Consider the following 16,970-nt stretch of genomic DNA (forward strand, 5'->3'; position numbering starts at 1 on the left):
GGGCGCATCTAGCGGTTCGGGGAGATGCAAGGTAATGCCAAAGAGTGTTGAGCGAAGAGAGCGTCAAATCGCTGATTGACCCAAGCAACTCTCAGCGCGAGTAGATGATTGAGGCCCGGCTCACTCCAGCGCATCCCCACGCCTTTAAACCGTTGCTGAATCAGCCATTTACAGGCACTTTCAACCATACCAGAGCCTATCGGTAGCCCCTGGTGCTTAAACAAACGATACTGAACATGCGCTTGATGCGTCTTGAAATAGTTGTGAACTCTCTGCAGAATGGGTTTTGTTGAGGCGGCAGTATTGGGTGAGCGGATAAGCCAGTGCAGCTCGTCGAGAATGCGATGTACATAGCCATGGCGCAACTGATGGCGCAGTCGCTCGAACCACATCTGTGGGGTGCGTGCTGGGTTGCCATCATGATAAGCCTCAGCCGCTTGCCAGAGATGGGCAGCGGCATGATAAAAATCCAGAATGCCGGTGGCCATGTGAGCAAAGCAGGTGTCGAACAATCGCCAAAAGCCCCTGGCCCCATCACTCAACCAAACCACGTGAGGCGCAGTTTCAATCCCTTGTCGAACAGCTTCTAATTGCAAGCGAGGTTTGAGGCTCTCAAGATCTCCCAACACTGCTACTAATCGCCGCTGTTGCAACCGAGTGACCGATTTACCATTTCGATTGAGACGATGACTCAATCGAGCAAGCAGGGCGACTTTGACCTCACGCCAGCGAGTCTTTCCTCGGGGTGTTCCTGACTGTGGTCGCAGGGGGACAGTGACCCCATCTGCCGCAATTAACAACGGCATGGCCGCCACCTCATCACTCAAAGATTCACGGGGTGGTGCGTGACCGTGCTGCCAGCGTTCAACCTCCTGCGTCCACTGCCCCATGGCTTGTTGTCCATAGTGTTGTACCCACTGCCACAGACTATCATCACTGACGTGGAGTCCACTCAGTTGGGATAACAGCCAGGTGGCTAACTCAAAGGGAACAAAGACCGCTAGCAAGCAGCCCAGACGCACCAACTCTACGGATGTTTGCTGATACGCATCAATGCCCAAGGCCGTATCGAAAGGAATCGATTGACTGCCTCGGCACCCTTGAGGGCATCGCCCCACCCGTCGTCGCCAGTGCACTTGACCAACCAGCGTTAACATTTGACGCGCGGCGAAGCCTTTACTATGCAAGCGATGACCACACACAGAACAGGTTCCCCACGCAGTCGGGACCTGAGCTCGGTCGTTCAGCTGTTGTTCTACCAAGGTACGGGCAACATATAGCCCGATGTGCCACGCACACAAGACAATAGCGGCCAGGGTTTGACTCTTTTGAAGACGGTCGAAGAGACCTGACCAGTCTAATGGGTCAGGACACTCCTTTGAGGGAGACGCTAACATAGAAGTGAGTTTTTATGAGGGCTTGCCCAGGTTCGGGCAGCCTTTTTTCTACTTCTATTCTCGCAAATTGGGTTTACCGGTTCCCCGAACCTTCAGATGCGCCCCATTAACAATTATTTGGTGAGCTTCGGTTGTTTTCTCGCTCGTCAAAGGATGCCTATCAACATCTACTTGAGCCCGGTCAATAAACTGAGTGCATCCAGATACCATCGGCCCCGTTGTGGCTATCATCAATGCCAGGCAAGCCATACCTTTGTGAGGCTTCATTAAATAAGCTCCCCTTCAACACCTATCTCCATCATCTTAGACGACAATTATTGTGACGGGTAATTGTCGTCTAATCCAACCTCTATCGTACTTCCGGTACTGGTTCCGTGCAGTAGGATAGCTAAAGAGACTGCTATGTATACTGTTGGGGGATAATATCTGCTAGCAAACTCCCCTCACCTATGATGTTATGTTATGGTTCTATTTTCCCATCCGTATCCTGGTGGCGCGAAACGGCTATAACAGATTGGGACTGTTAGCAATAGTGCCTTCACCCCATCAATACTTGAATAAAAAGATGAGGATTACGTGTAGACGTCAAACAACTGTCAGGATATCGATGACATTGAGAGCAAGTCCCATGCATACCGAGTTTTCAGCAAGTCTCAGTTGAAAGTTTTTATCTGTAAGCCTTACACAATAAGGGCTTTAGGAATATATAATTCGTAACAAATGATAGAGTGTCCTTCGGTTTTACCGTATCCCAGTCCGATTTGCGTGCGTCATAACCCTGAGCATGCCATCGGTTAGGTATCCGCTGGTTCCGTCATCACTTCCTCGTTACACTGATATCGTAGTTATTTTCTGGCCCCTTTCCTTCCATTGCGATGTCGTCTCTCCTACGCCCTCATCACTTTTAGCAGTGTCCTGCTGCTGGCCTCTCCAGCGATTGCCCAATTGCCATCTACCTTCCAACAGTCCAACTACCCGACCGAAGTCGTCTTTGGTTGGCGTCCTAATGCTGAGTACCCCTGCGGCAGACTGGTGTGCAGTAATGTCTACCTCTATGGCTCAACGGGAATTAGTTTTAGCGTTGCAGGCCCAACTCAGGTAGCCGCTCCCGATGCTCAAACCCTAGATGTCGAGACCCGTTCTAAGCTTGTTCAGCGAAGCTTTCGGGAAGTGTTGCGCACAATTCAGCAACAGGAGGCGGTTAAGAAATCCTTGGGAACGGTTAATAGTTACTGGATTGACTTGTTTCGAGCACGAACTGAACTGCACCCGAGCACCCCCAGGGTGGAGGTGGGGTTCGAAAATGATCAAACGGTCGTGTTTTTGCCTGCTCAGCCAGAGTATAGGCTCCAGCAGCAATCCTTAGTCACTGTTAATGAGTTTGATGCGTTACATAATGGTCAAGACAAAGAACTTCTAGCCGCAGATTGGCAAGAGAAAATTCGCAACGGCCTTAGCCATAGGCTATGGGAACAATCATTTGATCAGCAGTACCCATGGGCGAGGCCGCTGATCATGCTCACAGTCCTTCTCTTGGCTGCTCTCCTTATCGCTAGCTTTGAGCTAGGGCGTAGCTGGTTGCGTCGTCGCCAGCGTACCCTCCGCAAACGCCTCAAAGCTTCAGAAAAAGAACTCCAACAGTCAATTACGGTGACCCCTGAGTCTAGCAACCCAGAGACCACTCAGCCTCCCGCCGATCCATCGGCCCAGCAGTCGCTCCAACTTCGCTTTGATCAGGCCTTCAATCCGCTGATTGCAGTAACCGAGGCGGGTCAGTCGATGAATCAATTGTGGATCAACTTTTCTACGGGATTTCTCAAAGAACAAACTCTGCTTAAGCAACGGCTTAATCTGATGAAGTTTGTCGTGCGTTTGGTCTTTTGGTTAGAGGTGTGTACCGGCTTTGGAGCAGGTGGTGTAATTGCACGGCTATATCCGATGAGCCGACCCTATGCCCCCTATCTCTTCAGTCAGGCAATTTGGGTACCCATTATCTGGCTAGTGATGGGCCTGCTCGACACGGTGGTTGACATTGAGATTGACTATCACCTCAATCAGTGGGGTAAAGTGACCCAGCTCGATGATCCCAATTCCAGCCGGGTTGCGTTGCGCGTTAGCACCTATTCTCCTGCTCTCAAAAGTGCCACGACTATTTTTTTTATAGCCCTTGGTATTTACCTCACTATCCAGGCTCTGGGGATTAATCCCACGGTGCTTGCTAGTGTTGGTGCGATCGCAGTTGTAGCAGCCGTTGTTTCGCGAGATGTCCTACAAGATATGCTCAATGGCGCGGTAATTCTATGGACCGACCGATTTGTCTTGGGAGATGTGATTACAATTGGCGAATATTCTGGTCTGGTCGAGCACATGAGTTTATTTACGACCCAACTTCGCGATCCTGAAGGCCGATTGATTACTATTCCAAACGGTCAAATCTCTACTATTGCAAACCTTACTAAAGACTGGTCGCGGATTGACTTCACCATCGAGATTGCCTATAACGCTGATATTAAGCAAGCCCTTGAACTCATTCGCACGGTTGCTGACACCATGTTTGCCGATCCCCGATGGCAAGACAAAATTCTAGAACCCGCTTCTGTTCTTGGTGTTGATCACATCTCCCATGCTGGTATCTTGATCCGAGTATGGATCAAAACCCAAGCTATGCAACAATGGCCCGTCGGACGAGAGTTTCGCCTGCGCCTTAAACAAGCCTTTGACAAGGCCAATATTCAGATTGGTCTGCCGCAACACAAGGTTGTGTTGGACTATGGCATAGATCCTGGTCAAGTAACCAGATAGACCCATGGCAATGACATAGAACAGAACAGAGAACCGCCTTGGTCTAACTATATTTATAATTCCCTAACAGCGCCATAATCCAGAATATTCCCGAATTATGGCGTTTTACACTGAACGCCGCCAAATCCCCTACACCTTTCAAGTCATTGAAGACGATGGGGTGAATGCTTTTGCCACATTGGGAGGATTTGTGTACCTTAATACAGGTTTGCTACAAACTGCAGATAATGAGGCTCAGCTAGCCAGTGTGATTGCCCACGAAATTGCCCACGTAGACCGTCGTCATGCTGTTCAACAACTGCAGCAGGCAGCGATCGCCCAGGGCATTTTGACGACAGGGGGGTTAGATCAGAGTGCAGCGATCGCACTCGGTGTAGAGTTAGCCCTACATCGCCCTAACAGCCGCACCCATGAACTGGAAGCTGATGAAGCCGGATTAGCGCTACTAACCCAGGCAGGGTATGCCCCCATTGCTGCTGTTGATTTTCTACAAAAATTACTGGACGAGCCCAACGCCACTCCTGAATTTTTGAGTACTCATCCTCATCCAGAAGCTCGCATTGATGCCCTCAATGAACGCTTAGATCCCGCAACCGCATCTACCGGGAAAGGCTTAAACGGAGCTACCTATCGCAGGCGTATAGGTGCCTTACGGTGACGACAAAAGAAGAAAAATAATGAAACCGTTTTGATACGTTGATAGAACACCTCTATTTGAGGACAGTTTGAGGACAGTAGCCCATGGCTACCAAGACTGGAAAATAAAATACCAGCGAAAGGATTCTCAATTAATTACCTGAACTAAGTCTAGAGGCGAGTAGATTGAGCTAACTACAATTAAGCTCTCATTTGGAGCTTCTCTAAGCTCGATTAACATGCACTATCATGAAAATCAAATCTTTTCTTAAACGCCATAAAATTTGGGTTTTAGGTATTCTATTAATTATTTCAATAGCAGTAAGGTTGCCTGGTCTTTTCAGCCGTGCAATCTGGTATGACGAGTCAATTACATTGCTTGAGACAGCAGGTAACGCACGACCTTCTTGGCCACAAGAGCCCACACCTGCAAGCATTGCTAAAAATCAATTCAAGGGTACTCCAACCTTAACGCAAATTGCTGAAGACCTCCGCCAGACAGATGTTCATCCACCAGTTTACTACTGGCTGTTAGCCCTCTGGCGACGTTGGCTAGGCTTTTCTCTCGAAACATCCCGTATATTTTCACTAATCTGTTCTCTCGGCACAATATTGGCACTATATCTGTTATTAAAAGCTGGAAACATCGAGAATCCTTTTATTCCTACTCTAGTGTATGCCATATCTACAGGTGCCATTTTTTTGGGACACGAAGCGCGTGCCTATGCACTGTCTTCCCTTCTAATCGGGATGGGAGCCCTTTTTGCCTATCTGGCTAGTGAAGCAACATGCCGAAGCCAAGCTCATCTTATAGCTTACTCAACAGCGATGGCACTCTGCTGTGGCATTGCTTTTCAAACAAATTACCTGACTCTTTTTCCCATATGCATCATACTCTTATGGTTTCTGATCAACGCTTGGTCTGCACTAAGAGTATTAGTAATTGCATTTCCATTAATTACTGTATCGATCTCGCTGATTGGGTTTCCATCTTTCCTAGCACAACTCAGTGCTCGCCCTAATCAAGCCACAGGTTTTATTGGAATTTTCTCCGAAATAAAAAAGATTCTTACTCTAAACGCTAAAGTGCTCTGGACTCCAATATTTACAAGTACAAGTCTGAATTTAGCTCTAGAGTTAGCTTTTATCGTAGTAGTCGTTATTCTGTTGGGGGCTAGTATCAATCAGCTCCTAAAGAACTGGTCAAAAACAAATCGGAAGCTTCTGATGCTTTTCTTAGGACTTGCTTTAGCACCATCGCTAGGACTATTCATGATGAATATAATATCTGATAAAAACCTGGCTGCTCCTCGTTATGTGATTTTAGCTGGTCCAAGCTTAGCCGCAATCCTTACCTATGGAATTTCCAGACCTATTTCCTCTCAACTTTCTCTCACAAAGTTGCTGTTACCAATCTTATTAGGACTTCAGATGATTGGGATTAACTGGGGCTTTGAGAGGACTGTTGGCTGGTCAGGAAGCAATTGGCGCAGCTTAGCTAGTACCATTAAAGTCTCTTCTTCACCGTCCCATGTTGTGGTAGTTGGCAAAGGTGTTGGTCGTGGGGATGCAGGTACAGCCGTTTACGAACTAGATTCTGAAGCAATGGTAGTTGTTTTAGATCAAAATAGTAACCTCAGAGAACTGCAGTATAGTATTCAGAACTATGATGATGTCTGGGTCGTTTTCTCTACTGATCGTGCTACTGCTAGTATCGAGAATGAGCTACTACGTCGCCTCGCAGAATCAGGACGTTATACAGAGGTATCTCGTCAAGAATCTGTCATTCATTTACGGACAAACTCTTGAGCAGTCTACTGAGTCTCAGATTAACGGTTGAGTACTGGCAGAGTCTAACGCGGATGCAACTCCCCTAAACTGTAACAAAGCAAGCTAGTACGTTCCGTTGCAACAGGGGTGTTAGCTGACAATGCCTCACCAGTCTATTTCGTTGAATTTCCATGGTTGCTGTCTCCAGCCTAATCTTCGTTTTGCTGATGATGTATCCACTTGAGACATATGGATCTCCACAAGCTCCACGGTTTCTCGAACCAATGCTTCAAGTTGGTTGACCGCTACTGGAGGTTCCTGATGAAACAGCATTTCAAGGCGAGCAGCAAGATTTTCAGGGGCAATCTCCATTTGCTCAATAAACCTGCTCATCCGCTTGAATTGAAATGTTGAATAATGCAGACGGTTCAACCCAGATAACACACCGAGCAGGTTTTGGGCTGACTCCACCAGGATTTGATGATACCAAAGTGTCGTATCTCGCTTGGCGAACTTTTCCTGCATTCCCCAAATTGCGAAGAACTTGAGATAATGTTCAACTATCTTCTGTGCGAATTCATCTGGATAATTCGCTACTTTGGCTTTCCATCGCTGAATGAGTGTTTCGCCGTACAGTGGGATGCCAACCAATGTTCCAGACATTGCTTTCATTAATGGAGATTGAATCTCATGCCCTGCCAATATATTTGAAATATCTTTCTCCCATTGTGCGATCGTCACATGACCAAACTGACACTCAACACCGTTCACAAGGTAACTCTCGGCAAACCCACCCTCTTTTCGATCACCCAAAATCCAGAGCCGTTCTGCACCTTGATTCTGTTGACGCGCAAGCTGTAATTCTTCCTCGGAAGGTAATTCGTCATAATAAATGCTCATATCACAATCAGAGTATTCATCACATAGCCCTTCTGCAACTGAGCCTGCAACCATTGCTGCTTTGGTTCTCGGATTAGCAATGTAATCTTTAACATTGCGTTTTGCTAATTCGAATAAATATTGAGTTCGATCATTCATGGATCTTCATACCTTGGATGAGGATGTATATCCATGATGCAACACTGAATTTTGCAGGTTAACGTTCCGGTTGAGCGGTTGCACACAATTTCTGCCACAACATTGACTTTCCTTCAGTCCGCTCCAACCGGGTTGTTATACGGTGTTATGAATCCAGGATAGATAAACGGCATTATTTTGTCTAAAGTTAGTCCCATCACTCGCGTACCATTTCCTGAATGCCACAACTGATCAATCTCGTATACTTTTTGTGTTTGTACTGCTTTAATTTGCTGCCAAGTTCTATTACTACTAAGTTGTTTAGATAAAGAGGTTTTTGACGGTGCATAGGTTTGTACAAATATGATATCTGGATCGACTTCTAAAATCTGCTGAAGAGAGATATTCGTTAACCCAGGTTCATTATTGTGTTTCTCAGGTTCAACCCAAGGATAATGAGCAAACTGTCCAACGATACTACCAAAGGTTCCAATATTCGTCTCAATGATAAATTTACGACTGAGATGGTTGAGGCTAGAACCACCCATAAACAGAACGGTTTTATATTCTTGAGTGGGTACGGCGGTACGATAATTTTCTAGTCGATTTTCAAACCGGGCGATCGCGGCTTCTGCTTGAGAAACGCGACCCGTTAATTGGGCAACATCTCGTAACCGTTGTAATGCAGCTTTATAACCAGTACCACCCATCAGATAAAGTGGAGCCGTATTGCCGAACAATTTACGATAAAACCGATGTGGAAATGACCAACCCAGTATTAAATCAGGATTTAATTTACGCACGGCTTTCCAGTTTGGAAAAATCCAAGAACCAACAGGTTTAAACTGCTTGGCACGCTCTCCATAGAATTCTGGTTTGTCTGCAACTCCTTTGGTCAGATAGCCCACAGGCTCCATATCAAGTTCGAGCAAGATGTCTAAACCTGCGGCAGTTAAGCAAACAATACGCTTTGCTGTCTGAGCAAGTTTGATTTCTGCGCCAGTAAAGTCCACTACACACAATTGAGCCATCAGAATTGACCTTTTTGTCAATTTTAGCGTTGCGTTTTGCTATTGCGATCTTGTCAACAATCTGAGCAGTAGATTTCGACTACTAACAGTTCTCTGATAACTACCGTCTCAACAGGAAACTTGAACCGTATAACTATGCGTTATCCAGAAACTTTCTGGATAAATACCTCCCAGTCGGAGTTATCCAGAAAGCTTTACAGTATCTTTACTGGTTCCAATAAGCTATTGAGTAACAGTTGCTGCACATGAGTTTTGTGTAGTCATTCATATGCAACCTATGCCCCTGACTAACTTTTGTCAGCCAGTTAGCCTCTCAACCATTGAGTAACCCTGCATTTCGGAGCGCAATATTTCGCGGGTCTCCGGTGAGTACTGTCCCGATCTGGCTGATAACACGGGCGTAGCCGATACCAGACTTCGGATCAGCAGAACCAGGTGCATCTTTTCTTCTCCTTTTGAACATTGATCTACTTATTCTGTTCTCAGGCACTATTATCCACCAGTGCCGTATCACGGGTCAGACGACCATCTTTCATGTGGACAATGGAATCGGCAATATCGAGAATGCGGATATCGTGGGTAACGAGCAAAATTGTGCAGCTTTGCTGTTTAGCTAATCGATGAAGATGGCTGTTGAAGATTTGATCGTGGAGGTGCTGCGCCATGATTGGTGGGGCACTCGTATCGTCTGGCTACTGAACCTTATCTACAAGTTAGAAAAAGAAAATGAAGGATTTGTGAGATTTCAAATTAATTCCTTATGCTTCGCAAATCAAAAAGACTGCTATAGCTGCCGTTGCCAACACTGCCCAAATACCTTTATGCCAATCCCACAATCGCCGTCCATTAAAACTAAAAAATGGAAAAAACGGCATAACAATATCGAACAGGATCAACGGTTTACCCACTAAAAGCAGTATCTTTAGCCAGGCGGTAGAGAGTAAACCTAGCTGAGATATCATCCAAGCTCCCCATAGGATGAGCAACACTGGAAGAGTGCCAGCTAATGCCATCCGACCCAACTTGGGCAGCAAGTCTCGATACCGCCACTGGGTTGCTGTGGGATAAACGCTGCCGGGTATAGGGTACATTGCCCCCACAAAGACTAGAGCGATGGCTGCACTGAGCATAAATCCGGATTCCCAGGCACGAAACCGTACTGCCAACCCTTGCTGGCGTGCCATCAGCACCATGCCCAAATATCGCACACCAAACAACAGCATCACTATCGGTGGTAGTTGCCACCACATCCATGGATTAACTGCTATGGAATCGCCCAGTCGCCACAATATCAATAGCCCAATCAGAGAGTTGGCTATAATCGTGCCCCACCACTGCAATGTGGGACTATCTGATGACTGCGGGGCAGGACGCATCCAGATGAAATGACCTAGATCAAAATAATGAGAGAGCTTTGCCCATACAGCAAATGTTGCTAGACCATAGCGTCGAAACTGTGCCCCAGGGGACAGGATCTTAAATCCACGGGTAGAAAATAGTTTACTGGAGCTAGTATTAAAGCCCTCAACGGTAACCAGAATCTCGTCACATCCCTGTTGCTCGAAGAAATCAAGCCCAGCCTCAACCAGACGCTGCCCCACCCCCTGGCCACGCACCTCTGGTGCTGTAAATAACCATGAAATCGAGCCTGCTTTGCGATGGTGGGGGAGGGCAAACAGTTTGAGGACAATCGCTCCCAACAGTTGACCATCTCCCTCGGCAACTAGGACGTTAGGTGTCCATGAAAAAGCCAGTTGATCGGAAAGTGCAAAAGCTCGACGCATAAGAGCATGTACACTGCGTCGCTCGTTTTCTCCCATGGGACGAATAACAACATCGAATACCTGAGCCACGGTGTACTTCTCCTGATCGGGGTGGTTAACGATGCCCCATCAATTGTACGCGCAGCTGTGAAATGTCTCACAAGTTCCTCAACTTTTTTGCCCAAACTTGAAAGCAAGCAATAGGATACATCTTGGTCGCCAATGATGACGGCTCATAATCCTATTGGGGGCAACGGTGACCGAAGACGAGTAGACACTTTCTGCAATCTGTGGGGGGTTTCCCATGTTGAATCAAAAAATTGTTCTCCTAGATGGCTCAGGCGTAGATGATGAATCCCTGTCCCCGGTGTTAGATCTTCTGTTGAATGAGCTGCACAGTAGTGGCGCAACGGTGCAGACTTTTCCATTGAGAGACATCAAGATGGGCACCTGTATCGGCTGCTTTGGCTGCTGGGTAAAAACGCCGGGCATCTGTCTGGAGCCTGATGCAGGGCGTGATATTACTCAGGCAGTCATCCAGAGTGATCTGACCATCCTCTTTACTCCTGTTACATTTGGGGGATATTCATCGGAAATTAAAAAAAGTCAAGATCGCCGGATACCGCTAGTTCTTCCTGATTTTGGCATTTATCATGGTGAATTTCATCACCACCCCCGGTATTCAAAAAATCCGCGACTGGTCGGCATTGGCGTCCAGCATCAGTCGAATGACGCGGAAGCCAACCTGTTTAAGTTGCTGGTTGGGCGCAACGCCCTCAACTCTCATGCTCCCACCTATGCTGCCGACGTTGTCTTAAGTACGGATGCTCCAGAAGATGTGCGCCAGCAACTTCAATCCGTGCTGGTTAGAAATGATAATCTTCCGTCAAGTAAGGTGGTTGCCTCGCTAATGCCAGCAGTGACAGCTGGTGTTGACACGCCAACCCTGGGTGGCCCAGGTCGGGCTTTGCTGATCATTGGTAGCCCCAAGGTTAAATCCCCCAGCACTTCCGGCGTCTTGGGCGAATATGTGTTGGCGCAACTCAATCAGCGGGGTTGGGAAACCGAGTCATTAACACTCAGGAAAAACCTTTTACAGGGCGAGGGGCAAGCGGAATTCCTGGCGGCTGTGGACCGAGCTGAGCTGATACTGTTGGCTTTCCCACTGTATGTCGATTCACTCCCATTCCTGGTGATGAAGTCACTTGAGGTGATGTCTAAGCATCTCTCCACCGACCCACCGGAAAGTCCGAAACGGCTTTTTGCGATCGCTAACAATGGATTTCCCGAAGCCCATCACAATGCGCTAGCGTTAGCCATCTGTCAACGCTTTGCCATTGATACGGGGCTGATTTGGTTAGGAGGGCTGGCTATGGGAGCTGGAGAAGCTTTGTTTGGAGGTCAACCTATCAAGGGAACTGAGCGCGAGGGGCCACCAGTGGAGCATGTTATCCAGGCCCTGGATATCACCAGTGCAGCCCTGGCGGATGGGCAAATGGTTCCACCTGAAGCCGCCAAGCTGATGACAAAAACACCGATTCCCTTTATGCCCTTTAGCCTGTGGCGATGGCTGTTTATCAAATTGGCCCAACGGCACTGGCGGCAAAGTGCGGCTGAAAATCAAGTTAGCGAGAAAGAACTGTTCGCCCAACCTTATGCATAAGTGAGGTCATGATTACTGGTGATTTTTGATGTGAGGCATTTGATATGATGGCGTCACTCCGTTGTTCAGTTTAGGCTTGATCAAGCGATAGCGGTCGAGGTTGTTTTCCATCGATATCAGTAATCCCATAATCCATAGCTAATTGCGCGGCAACTAAAACCTTGCCCGACTTTTTCATGATATTTGGGGCTGATGCCAAGGCAGCAATCACTCTTCCTAAAAACTGGGGAGACTCAGAATTACTTAAATCCAGGTATTCTGCCGCTCGCATGACTCTTTCTGTTCGAACCAGCCCCGGATAAAGAGAGACCACGGCTACCTGATAAGGCTGCAAATCATGTGCCGTGTCTGCCGTTAACCGATCGGTGGCTGCTTTGGATACACCGTAGCAGACGTTGCCACTATATTTTTGCCCTGCCCAATGTGAAATATTGACGATGAGTCCTGACTGTTGGCTGATCATTATTTTTGCTGCCAGACGACTGGCGATCCAATGGGCTCGAACTCCGGCAGCAAACATGGAATCCCACTGTGATGAGGGTTGCTCCCAGAAGGGATACTCCCAGACATATTCCCCCTTCTCGTTGAACAGGGTTTCATAACCACCCCAGACGTTATTGACAAGGATATCAAGGCGGTTCTGATCCTGTTCAATTTGCTCAAAAACTTTCTTGACTTCACTGTCGTTTGTATGATCGCAGCGAACAGCTATGCAGATGCCGCCTTGCTGTCTGATCTCTTCTTCTGTTTGCTGAAGTGTGCCAGGAAGCCCATTCTTGCTATCTCCCTGATTCATTGTTCTTCCTGTGACATAAACGGTAGCTCCTGCTTCCGCTAGGCCAACGGCAATTCCTTTGCCGTTGCCACGGCTTGCCCCCGTCACCAGAGCAATTTTTCCTAATAGTTTGTTCGTTCTCATTGGTCATCTCGCATCGGAACAGACTCTCCAAAATAGTAACTGTCCCACTGATACCGTTGGCTGAGCGAAGTCGAAGCCAACACTCCCAGCCAGCATCCCCTTCGACTTCGCTCAGGGGACGCTTACCCGAAATCAGCGCCTTCTTTCAAGTTGGCAGGCTCCTCATGTTTAAATTTGCACGCAAAATATGAGCAACTTGTGAGGTTATGAGTTGAGCCTATCGTCTATAAAGCGTTTCAGACTGAACTAGAGATACGGTCACTTCTGGCTCAGGCACCGATGCTGTCGGTTCAGGAGACGGCCTGATCTCGACAAGGGCTGTGGTCGAGAAAGCTGGGGCAGCAGCCTCTCTGCGGTCTGAAGGAAAATTGTTACACCCCACTGCTATGTACCAAAAACTAGACTAGCGGTCAAGATTTTGTACATAGCAGTTACCTGTGACAGCAGATACGGATATCACTGCCCATATTAATGGAGAATTTGGAGCAGCCTTAGCCATCGTGGCTGTCATCATCGCTATAATTTTTTGGAAATTTCGCGCACAATTGCTCACTCAACAATTCAGCCAGTAATTCTTATCAGCCATGATACCAAAAGACAAGGTTAACAAACGAATTTACTATTTGGATATTGCTCGTGGTTTTGCTGTATTTGGCATGTTTACCCAGCATTGCATGATTGTCCATGAAGTGTCTGGTGGCGAAGGAGACAGCTTATTAGCAAATCTCTTTGTACTCTTAGGAACGGCTCCCGCTGCTCCAGTATTTATGCTGCTGCTGGGAGCTTTTTTAATAAAATCAAAGGCAAGTACGCGCCAAAATATATGGCGGGGGATTAAGCTACTGATACTTGGGATTATTTTAAACCTACTGCGATTCACGATCCCTGTGCTCATCGCGATATCGCTATATGGCAGGGATAACCTTAACTTAGCTGAAGGAGAGACTCTTTTAACCCTGCTATTCTCTGTTGATATTTTTCATTTAGCAGGCTTATCTCTAATTTTCTGCACCTTGATCAAAAAAATAACTGATCAAAAAAATACGATACCTTTGCTGATTCTCACTGTACTTTTAGCTTCTCCATTCTTGTGGGGTAGGTTCGGTAGTAATCCATTTTTTGATCCTTTTTGGGGAGAGGCTAACACTGTCTATTTCCCATTTTTTCCATGGATAATTTATCCACTATTGGGCATGTATCTCAGCCGGTATTTGCTCAGTGGTGACAGGCTCAAGAGTAGCCTACGAAAAATGGGCTGGTATGGTTTTGGCCTAAGCGCTTTGGGAGTAGTTATATTTCTTTTAAGTGCTGTTGGAATTTTAGCATTTGATGTTCTTTCCCCTATAGGGGATTACTATCGAAGTGGCGCAAGCATCCATTTGTTAATGATTGGGTTCGTTTTGGTATGGTTTAGCGTTTGCCATTGGCTGGAACAAACGTTGAGCATTGAAAATCGCATCATCAAAGTGTTGATTTATTGGAGTAAAAACGTTACCGCGATATATTTTGTGCAGTGGGTGCTTTTTGGGTGGAGTATGTTGATCCTTGATACTAATAAGCTAAATGCCGTTGGCGCAGCAATCGTTGGCTTAATCGTGCTTTTAATCACGCATTTCTCAGTGAAGCGGCCAGGGGTGAGAAAATTATTTGCGTGGGTTTAGCTTTCTATTGAGTGAGCAGAATAGCGCCATTGGCGAGCATATGAACGGCTATTGGTGCCAGAAGCGATCGCGAAGCCAATCGCAAGGCTGCAAAGAAAGCGCCTGCACCAACCATTAGCAATGCATGCATCATGGCAGCAGGCGGCAATGGCCAATAGGAAAGCGCCCAGTAACCCAGGTGTTCCACCCCGAACAAGAGTGAAGTCCCGATAAGCGTAACAACGCGCCCATGGCTGTTCTGGGCAAGTCTCTTGAATATTGACCACATCACACCGCGAAAGACAAGCTCTTCAGCAATAGGGCCGAAAACGATTACATCCATCACTTCAAACAGCGATCTAGCCTGCCCTGTAATCTTTGAGACAGGCTGATTCAGGATGTTGATAATGAGCAGGATAAACACAATAATGCCCATTAAATAACAGGAAATTTTCCAGAAAGATGAAGCAGGGAACCAAGGAAAAGATCTGGTTTCCTTGTACCAAAAGAAGATGCAAAGGATAATAAGTATGCTGCTGAGCAAGCTATCATACTGCGACGATGATCCAAGATTTCTAACCAGCCACTGTGTCGCAGACGTAATGAAGGTCAGAGCTGCTAGACCCGTAATTAGACCGAGAGAGATTAGGCTTTTCTTTCTAGCCACTCGTAAACTCCTCAAGCAGCAGCTTGATGAAAATTTTGTGAGAAAACTTGGTGTGTTAAGGACTTCTCCACAGCAGCAAATAGAACGCTGCGATCGCAAGCAGCACCGTCACATAGGAGACTACTTTATGAATAGCCGCAATCACTGTTGGTGAGGATTTGACTGCACTCAGCACGCTACCCGATGCAATCATGACAACAAATGCCAGAACTGCCAGTGATACAATCAGCCATGCGCTCCCCCCCAATGCTGGTGTCTTGTAAATTTTGTAGATATTTACCCCAAGGAAAACCAGTATCCCAGTTGCAACCAGCTTATGCACTGTAAAAAGAGCCACACCATATGGTCTGCCGAAGTGGGTCAAATAGAAGCCGGTGCCGAAAACCAGCAGAAATGCAACAGCTACACCGAGCATGCGCAAACCGTTTTCACTCATCGTCTTTTTCACTGCTAAGCTTTAATCCGTGATCTGTACATCCAGTTGACTAGAAAAAGAATAGCGATCAGAAACAGGGGACCAGAAATAATCCAGCTCCCACCCCCGCTAGAAGCTAGATAGAATAACGCCAACGCAATAAATAGAATTGAGCCAATCCACTCCCATCGCCATGCAATGGCTAAGGAAATAACCACAAGGTACGTTGGCATCAGGTGTATGAGCAGGGCAAGAATTGTTTCGCCAAAGCCATATCCTTCGCTAAATACATCTAAGGCAAACAGGCTCAGAAAAATTGCGAAAAGAATACATAGCCCCCTTGGACTCCAGAAAAGAAGGCGCTTTGTGATCATATTCATGGGTTGCTCCTTAGTCTTCAACTTAACTCTGGAACATAAAGATAAGGACTTTGTGAGGAAATCCATCGAAAACGTTTCATGCCTTGCTACTCATCAGCGCCGTATCTCGGGCTAGGCGACCATCTTCCATGTGGACAATGCGATCGGCAATATCCAGAACACGGGTATCGTGAGTGACCATTAGAATTGTGCAGCCCTGTTGTTTAGCCAGTCGCTGCATGATGTCAACCACATCACGGCCAGATTTACTATCGAGAGCGGCTGTGGGTTCATCGGCAAGGACAATTTTAGGTTCGCTGACCAGGGCTCTTGCGATCGCAACTCGCTGTTTCTGCCCCCCTGACAAACTATCTGGATAGTAGCTAACCCGATCGCTCATACCAACTGCTTCCAGAATAGAATTGGAACGGCTAATGCGATCCTCAAGTGACAAATTCTCATGCAGCCGCAGCGACATGCCCACATTTTGCTGTGCCGTCAAACAAGCCAACAAGTTATGGGCCTGAAAAATGAACCCAATCTGATTCCGCACCTGCACCAGCTGTTGTTTACTCGCCCCAAGCAACTCTTGCCCGAGGATATTAACACTGCCTTCCTGCACAGACCGTAGCCCCGCAATCAACGTCAGCAAAGTAGTTTTGCCACTGCCAGACGGGCCGGTTAACAGGACAATCTCCCCGGCGCAGATATCTAAATCTACATCGAACAAAACCGGCTTACGTAACTCACCCTTGCCAAAGGCATGGTTGAGATGACGAACGGTAACAACAGGTTGAGAAAACATGGCTTGAAAGTGAGTTTTGAATTTTAGGCTCAGAGCTTTAAACGGTAAGTGATGAATAATGGGTGATGGACTGGAACTAAGAACTA

General features: G+C 47.0%; 16 protein-coding genes. 5 read left to right on the forward strand and 11 right to left on the reverse strand.

The features are described 5' to 3' along the window. Window positions 1-8: 8 nt before the first annotated feature. Together N836_RS46270 and N836_RS46275 are read right to left on the reverse strand one after the other, a co-directional pair. Window positions 9-1,397, reverse strand: a complete 1,389-nt coding sequence (locus N836_RS46270; RefSeq protein WP_023071473.1) for an ISKra4 family transposase — start codon at window positions 1,395-1,397, stop codon at window positions 9-11. Window positions 1,398-1,451: 54 nt separating this feature from the next. After that, entirely contained in the window at window positions 1,452-1,664 is a 213-nt protein-coding gene (locus tag N836_RS46275) for a hypothetical protein (RefSeq protein WP_023071474.1), read from the reverse strand. A 603-nt stretch (window positions 1,665-2,267) separates the two neighbouring features. Between N836_RS46275 and N836_RS46280 the strand changes: the two genes are divergently transcribed. The 3 genes from N836_RS46280 to N836_RS46290 all read left to right on the forward strand — a co-directional run bounded on the left by N836_RS46280 (window position 2,268) and on the right by N836_RS46290 (window position 6,644). Continuing rightward, the gene (locus N836_RS46280) at window positions 2,268-4,199 is read left to right on the forward strand and encodes a mechanosensitive ion channel family protein (protein WP_023071475.1); all 1,932 of its coding nucleotides are present in this window, start codon (window positions 2,268-2,270) and stop codon (window positions 4,197-4,199) included. 97 nt (window positions 4,200-4,296) lie between these two features. After that, entirely contained in the window at window positions 4,297-4,857 is a 561-nt protein-coding gene (locus N836_RS46285; RefSeq protein WP_023071476.1) for a M48 family metalloprotease, read from the forward strand. A gap of 227 nt (window positions 4,858-5,084) precedes the next feature. Next, the gene (locus tag N836_RS46290; protein ID WP_023071477.1) at window positions 5,085-6,644 is read left to right on the forward strand and encodes a glycosyltransferase family 39 protein; all 1,560 of its coding nucleotides are present in this window, start codon (window positions 5,085-5,087) and stop codon (window positions 6,642-6,644) included. A 126-nt stretch (window positions 6,645-6,770) separates the two neighbouring features. Here the strand turns inward: N836_RS46290 and N836_RS46295 are convergent, their stop codons facing one another. The 4 genes from N836_RS46295 to N836_RS46310 all read right to left on the reverse strand — a co-directional run bounded on the left by N836_RS46295 (window position 6,771) and on the right by N836_RS46310 (window position 10,506). Further along, window positions 6,771-7,643: a hypothetical protein gene (locus N836_RS46295; RefSeq protein WP_031291945.1), complete on the reverse strand. Its 873-nt coding sequence runs from the start codon at window positions 7,641-7,643 to the stop codon at window positions 6,771-6,773. A gap of 113 nt (window positions 7,644-7,756) precedes the next feature. Beyond that, window positions 7,757-8,653, reverse strand: a complete 897-nt coding sequence (locus tag N836_RS46300; protein WP_023071480.1) for an ABC transporter substrate-binding protein — start codon at window positions 8,651-8,653, stop codon at window positions 7,757-7,759. A gap of 482 nt (window positions 8,654-9,135) precedes the next feature. After that, window positions 9,136-9,318, reverse strand: coding sequence for an ABC transporter ATP-binding protein (locus N836_RS46305; RefSeq protein ID WP_023071481.1), 183 nt, complete (start codon window positions 9,316-9,318; stop codon window positions 9,136-9,138). Between the two features lie 93 nt (window positions 9,319-9,411). Then, window positions 9,412-10,506 carry a GNAT family N-acetyltransferase gene (locus N836_RS46310; RefSeq protein ID WP_023071482.1) on the reverse strand — a complete coding sequence of 365 codons (1,095 nt, stop codon included), beginning with the start codon at window positions 10,504-10,506 and terminating at the stop codon, window positions 9,412-9,414. 214 nt (window positions 10,507-10,720) lie between these two features. Here N836_RS46310 and N836_RS72975 point away from each other — a divergent pair, with 214 nt between their 5' ends. After that, window positions 10,721-12,079, forward strand: coding sequence for an NAD(P)H-dependent oxidoreductase (locus tag N836_RS72975; RefSeq protein WP_023071483.1), 1,359 nt, complete (start codon window positions 10,721-10,723; stop codon window positions 12,077-12,079). Between the two features lie 70 nt (window positions 12,080-12,149). Here the strand turns inward: N836_RS72975 and N836_RS46315 are convergent, their stop codons facing one another. Beyond that, the gene (locus N836_RS46315; RefSeq protein ID WP_023071484.1) at window positions 12,150-12,998 is read right to left on the reverse strand and encodes an SDR family NAD(P)-dependent oxidoreductase; all 849 of its coding nucleotides are present in this window, start codon (window positions 12,996-12,998) and stop codon (window positions 12,150-12,152) included. A 584-nt stretch (window positions 12,999-13,582) separates the two neighbouring features. On the opposite strand from N836_RS46315, the gene N836_RS46320 reads away from it, so the two are divergent. Then, a complete protein-coding gene (locus N836_RS46320; protein ID WP_023071486.1) occupies window positions 13,583-14,659 on the forward strand; it encodes an acyltransferase family protein in 1,077 nt (358 codons plus the stop codon). Between the two features lie 4 nt (window positions 14,660-14,663). Here N836_RS46320 and N836_RS75670 read toward each other — a convergent pair whose 3' ends face one another. From N836_RS75670 to N836_RS46335, 4 genes are all read right to left on the reverse strand, one after another. Beyond that, entirely contained in the window at window positions 14,664-15,305 is a 642-nt protein-coding gene (locus tag N836_RS75670) for a CPBP family intramembrane glutamic endopeptidase (protein WP_023071487.1), read from the reverse strand. A gap of 55 nt (window positions 15,306-15,360) precedes the next feature. After that, window positions 15,361-15,741 carry a hypothetical protein gene (locus N836_RS46325; protein WP_023071488.1) on the reverse strand — a complete coding sequence of 127 codons (381 nt, stop codon included), beginning with the start codon at window positions 15,739-15,741 and terminating at the stop codon, window positions 15,361-15,363. Window positions 15,742-15,755: 14 nt separating this feature from the next. Continuing rightward, the gene (locus N836_RS46330) at window positions 15,756-16,100 is read right to left on the reverse strand and encodes a DUF7670 domain-containing protein (RefSeq protein WP_031291952.1); all 345 of its coding nucleotides are present in this window, start codon (window positions 16,098-16,100) and stop codon (window positions 15,756-15,758) included. Between the two features lie 76 nt (window positions 16,101-16,176). Continuing rightward, complete coding sequence (locus tag N836_RS46335) at window positions 16,177-16,884, reverse strand: DevA family ABC transporter ATP-binding protein (RefSeq protein ID WP_023071490.1); 708 nt, start codon at window positions 16,882-16,884, stop codon at window positions 16,177-16,179. Window positions 16,885-16,970 lie beyond the last annotated feature (86 nt).

Source organism: Leptolyngbya sp. Heron Island J (assembly GCF_000482245.1).
Taxonomy (GTDB): Bacteria; Cyanobacteriota; Cyanobacteriia; order Phormidesmidales; family Phormidesmidaceae; genus Leptothoe.

Excerpts from the sequence above, each read along its gene's own strand:
- N836_RS46270 (WP_023071473.1), bottom strand. The coding sequence starts at position 1,397 with ATGTTAGCGTCTCCCTCAAAGGAGTGTCCTGACCCATTAGACTGGTCA.
- N836_RS46275 (WP_023071474.1), bottom strand. The coding sequence starts at position 1,664 with ATGAAGCCTCACAAAGGTATGGCTTGCCTGGCATTGATGATAGCCACA.
- N836_RS46285 (WP_023071476.1), top strand. The coding sequence starts at position 4,297 with ATGGCGTTTTACACTGAACGCCGCCAAATCCCCTACACCTTTCAAGTC.
- N836_RS46290 (WP_023071477.1), top strand. The coding sequence starts at position 5,085 with ATGAAAATCAAATCTTTTCTTAAACGCCATAAAATTTGGGTTTTAGGT.
- N836_RS46295 (WP_031291945.1), bottom strand. The coding sequence starts at position 7,643 with ATGAATGATCGAACTCAATATTTATTCGAATTAGCAAAACGCAATGTT.
- N836_RS46300 (WP_023071480.1), bottom strand. The coding sequence starts at position 8,653 with ATGGCTCAATTGTGTGTAGTGGACTTTACTGGCGCAGAAATCAAACTT.
- N836_RS46305 (WP_023071481.1), bottom strand. The coding sequence starts at position 9,318 with ATGGCGCAGCACCTCCACGATCAAATCTTCAACAGCCATCTTCATCGA.
- N836_RS72975 (WP_023071483.1), top strand. The coding sequence starts at position 10,721 with ATGTTGAATCAAAAAATTGTTCTCCTAGATGGCTCAGGCGTAGATGAT.
- N836_RS46315 (WP_023071484.1), bottom strand. The coding sequence starts at position 12,998 with ATGAGAACGAACAAACTATTAGGAAAAATTGCTCTGGTGACGGGGGCA.
- N836_RS46320 (WP_023071486.1), top strand. The coding sequence starts at position 13,583 with ATGATACCAAAAGACAAGGTTAACAAACGAATTTACTATTTGGATATT.
- N836_RS46325 (WP_023071488.1), bottom strand. The coding sequence starts at position 15,741 with ATGAGTGAAAACGGTTTGCGCATGCTCGGTGTAGCTGTTGCATTTCTG.
- N836_RS46330 (WP_031291952.1), bottom strand. The coding sequence starts at position 16,100 with ATGAATATGATCACAAAGCGCCTTCTTTTCTGGAGTCCAAGGGGGCTA.
- N836_RS46335 (WP_023071490.1), bottom strand. The coding sequence starts at position 16,884 with ATGTTTTCTCAACCTGTTGTTACCGTTCGTCATCTCAACCATGCCTTT.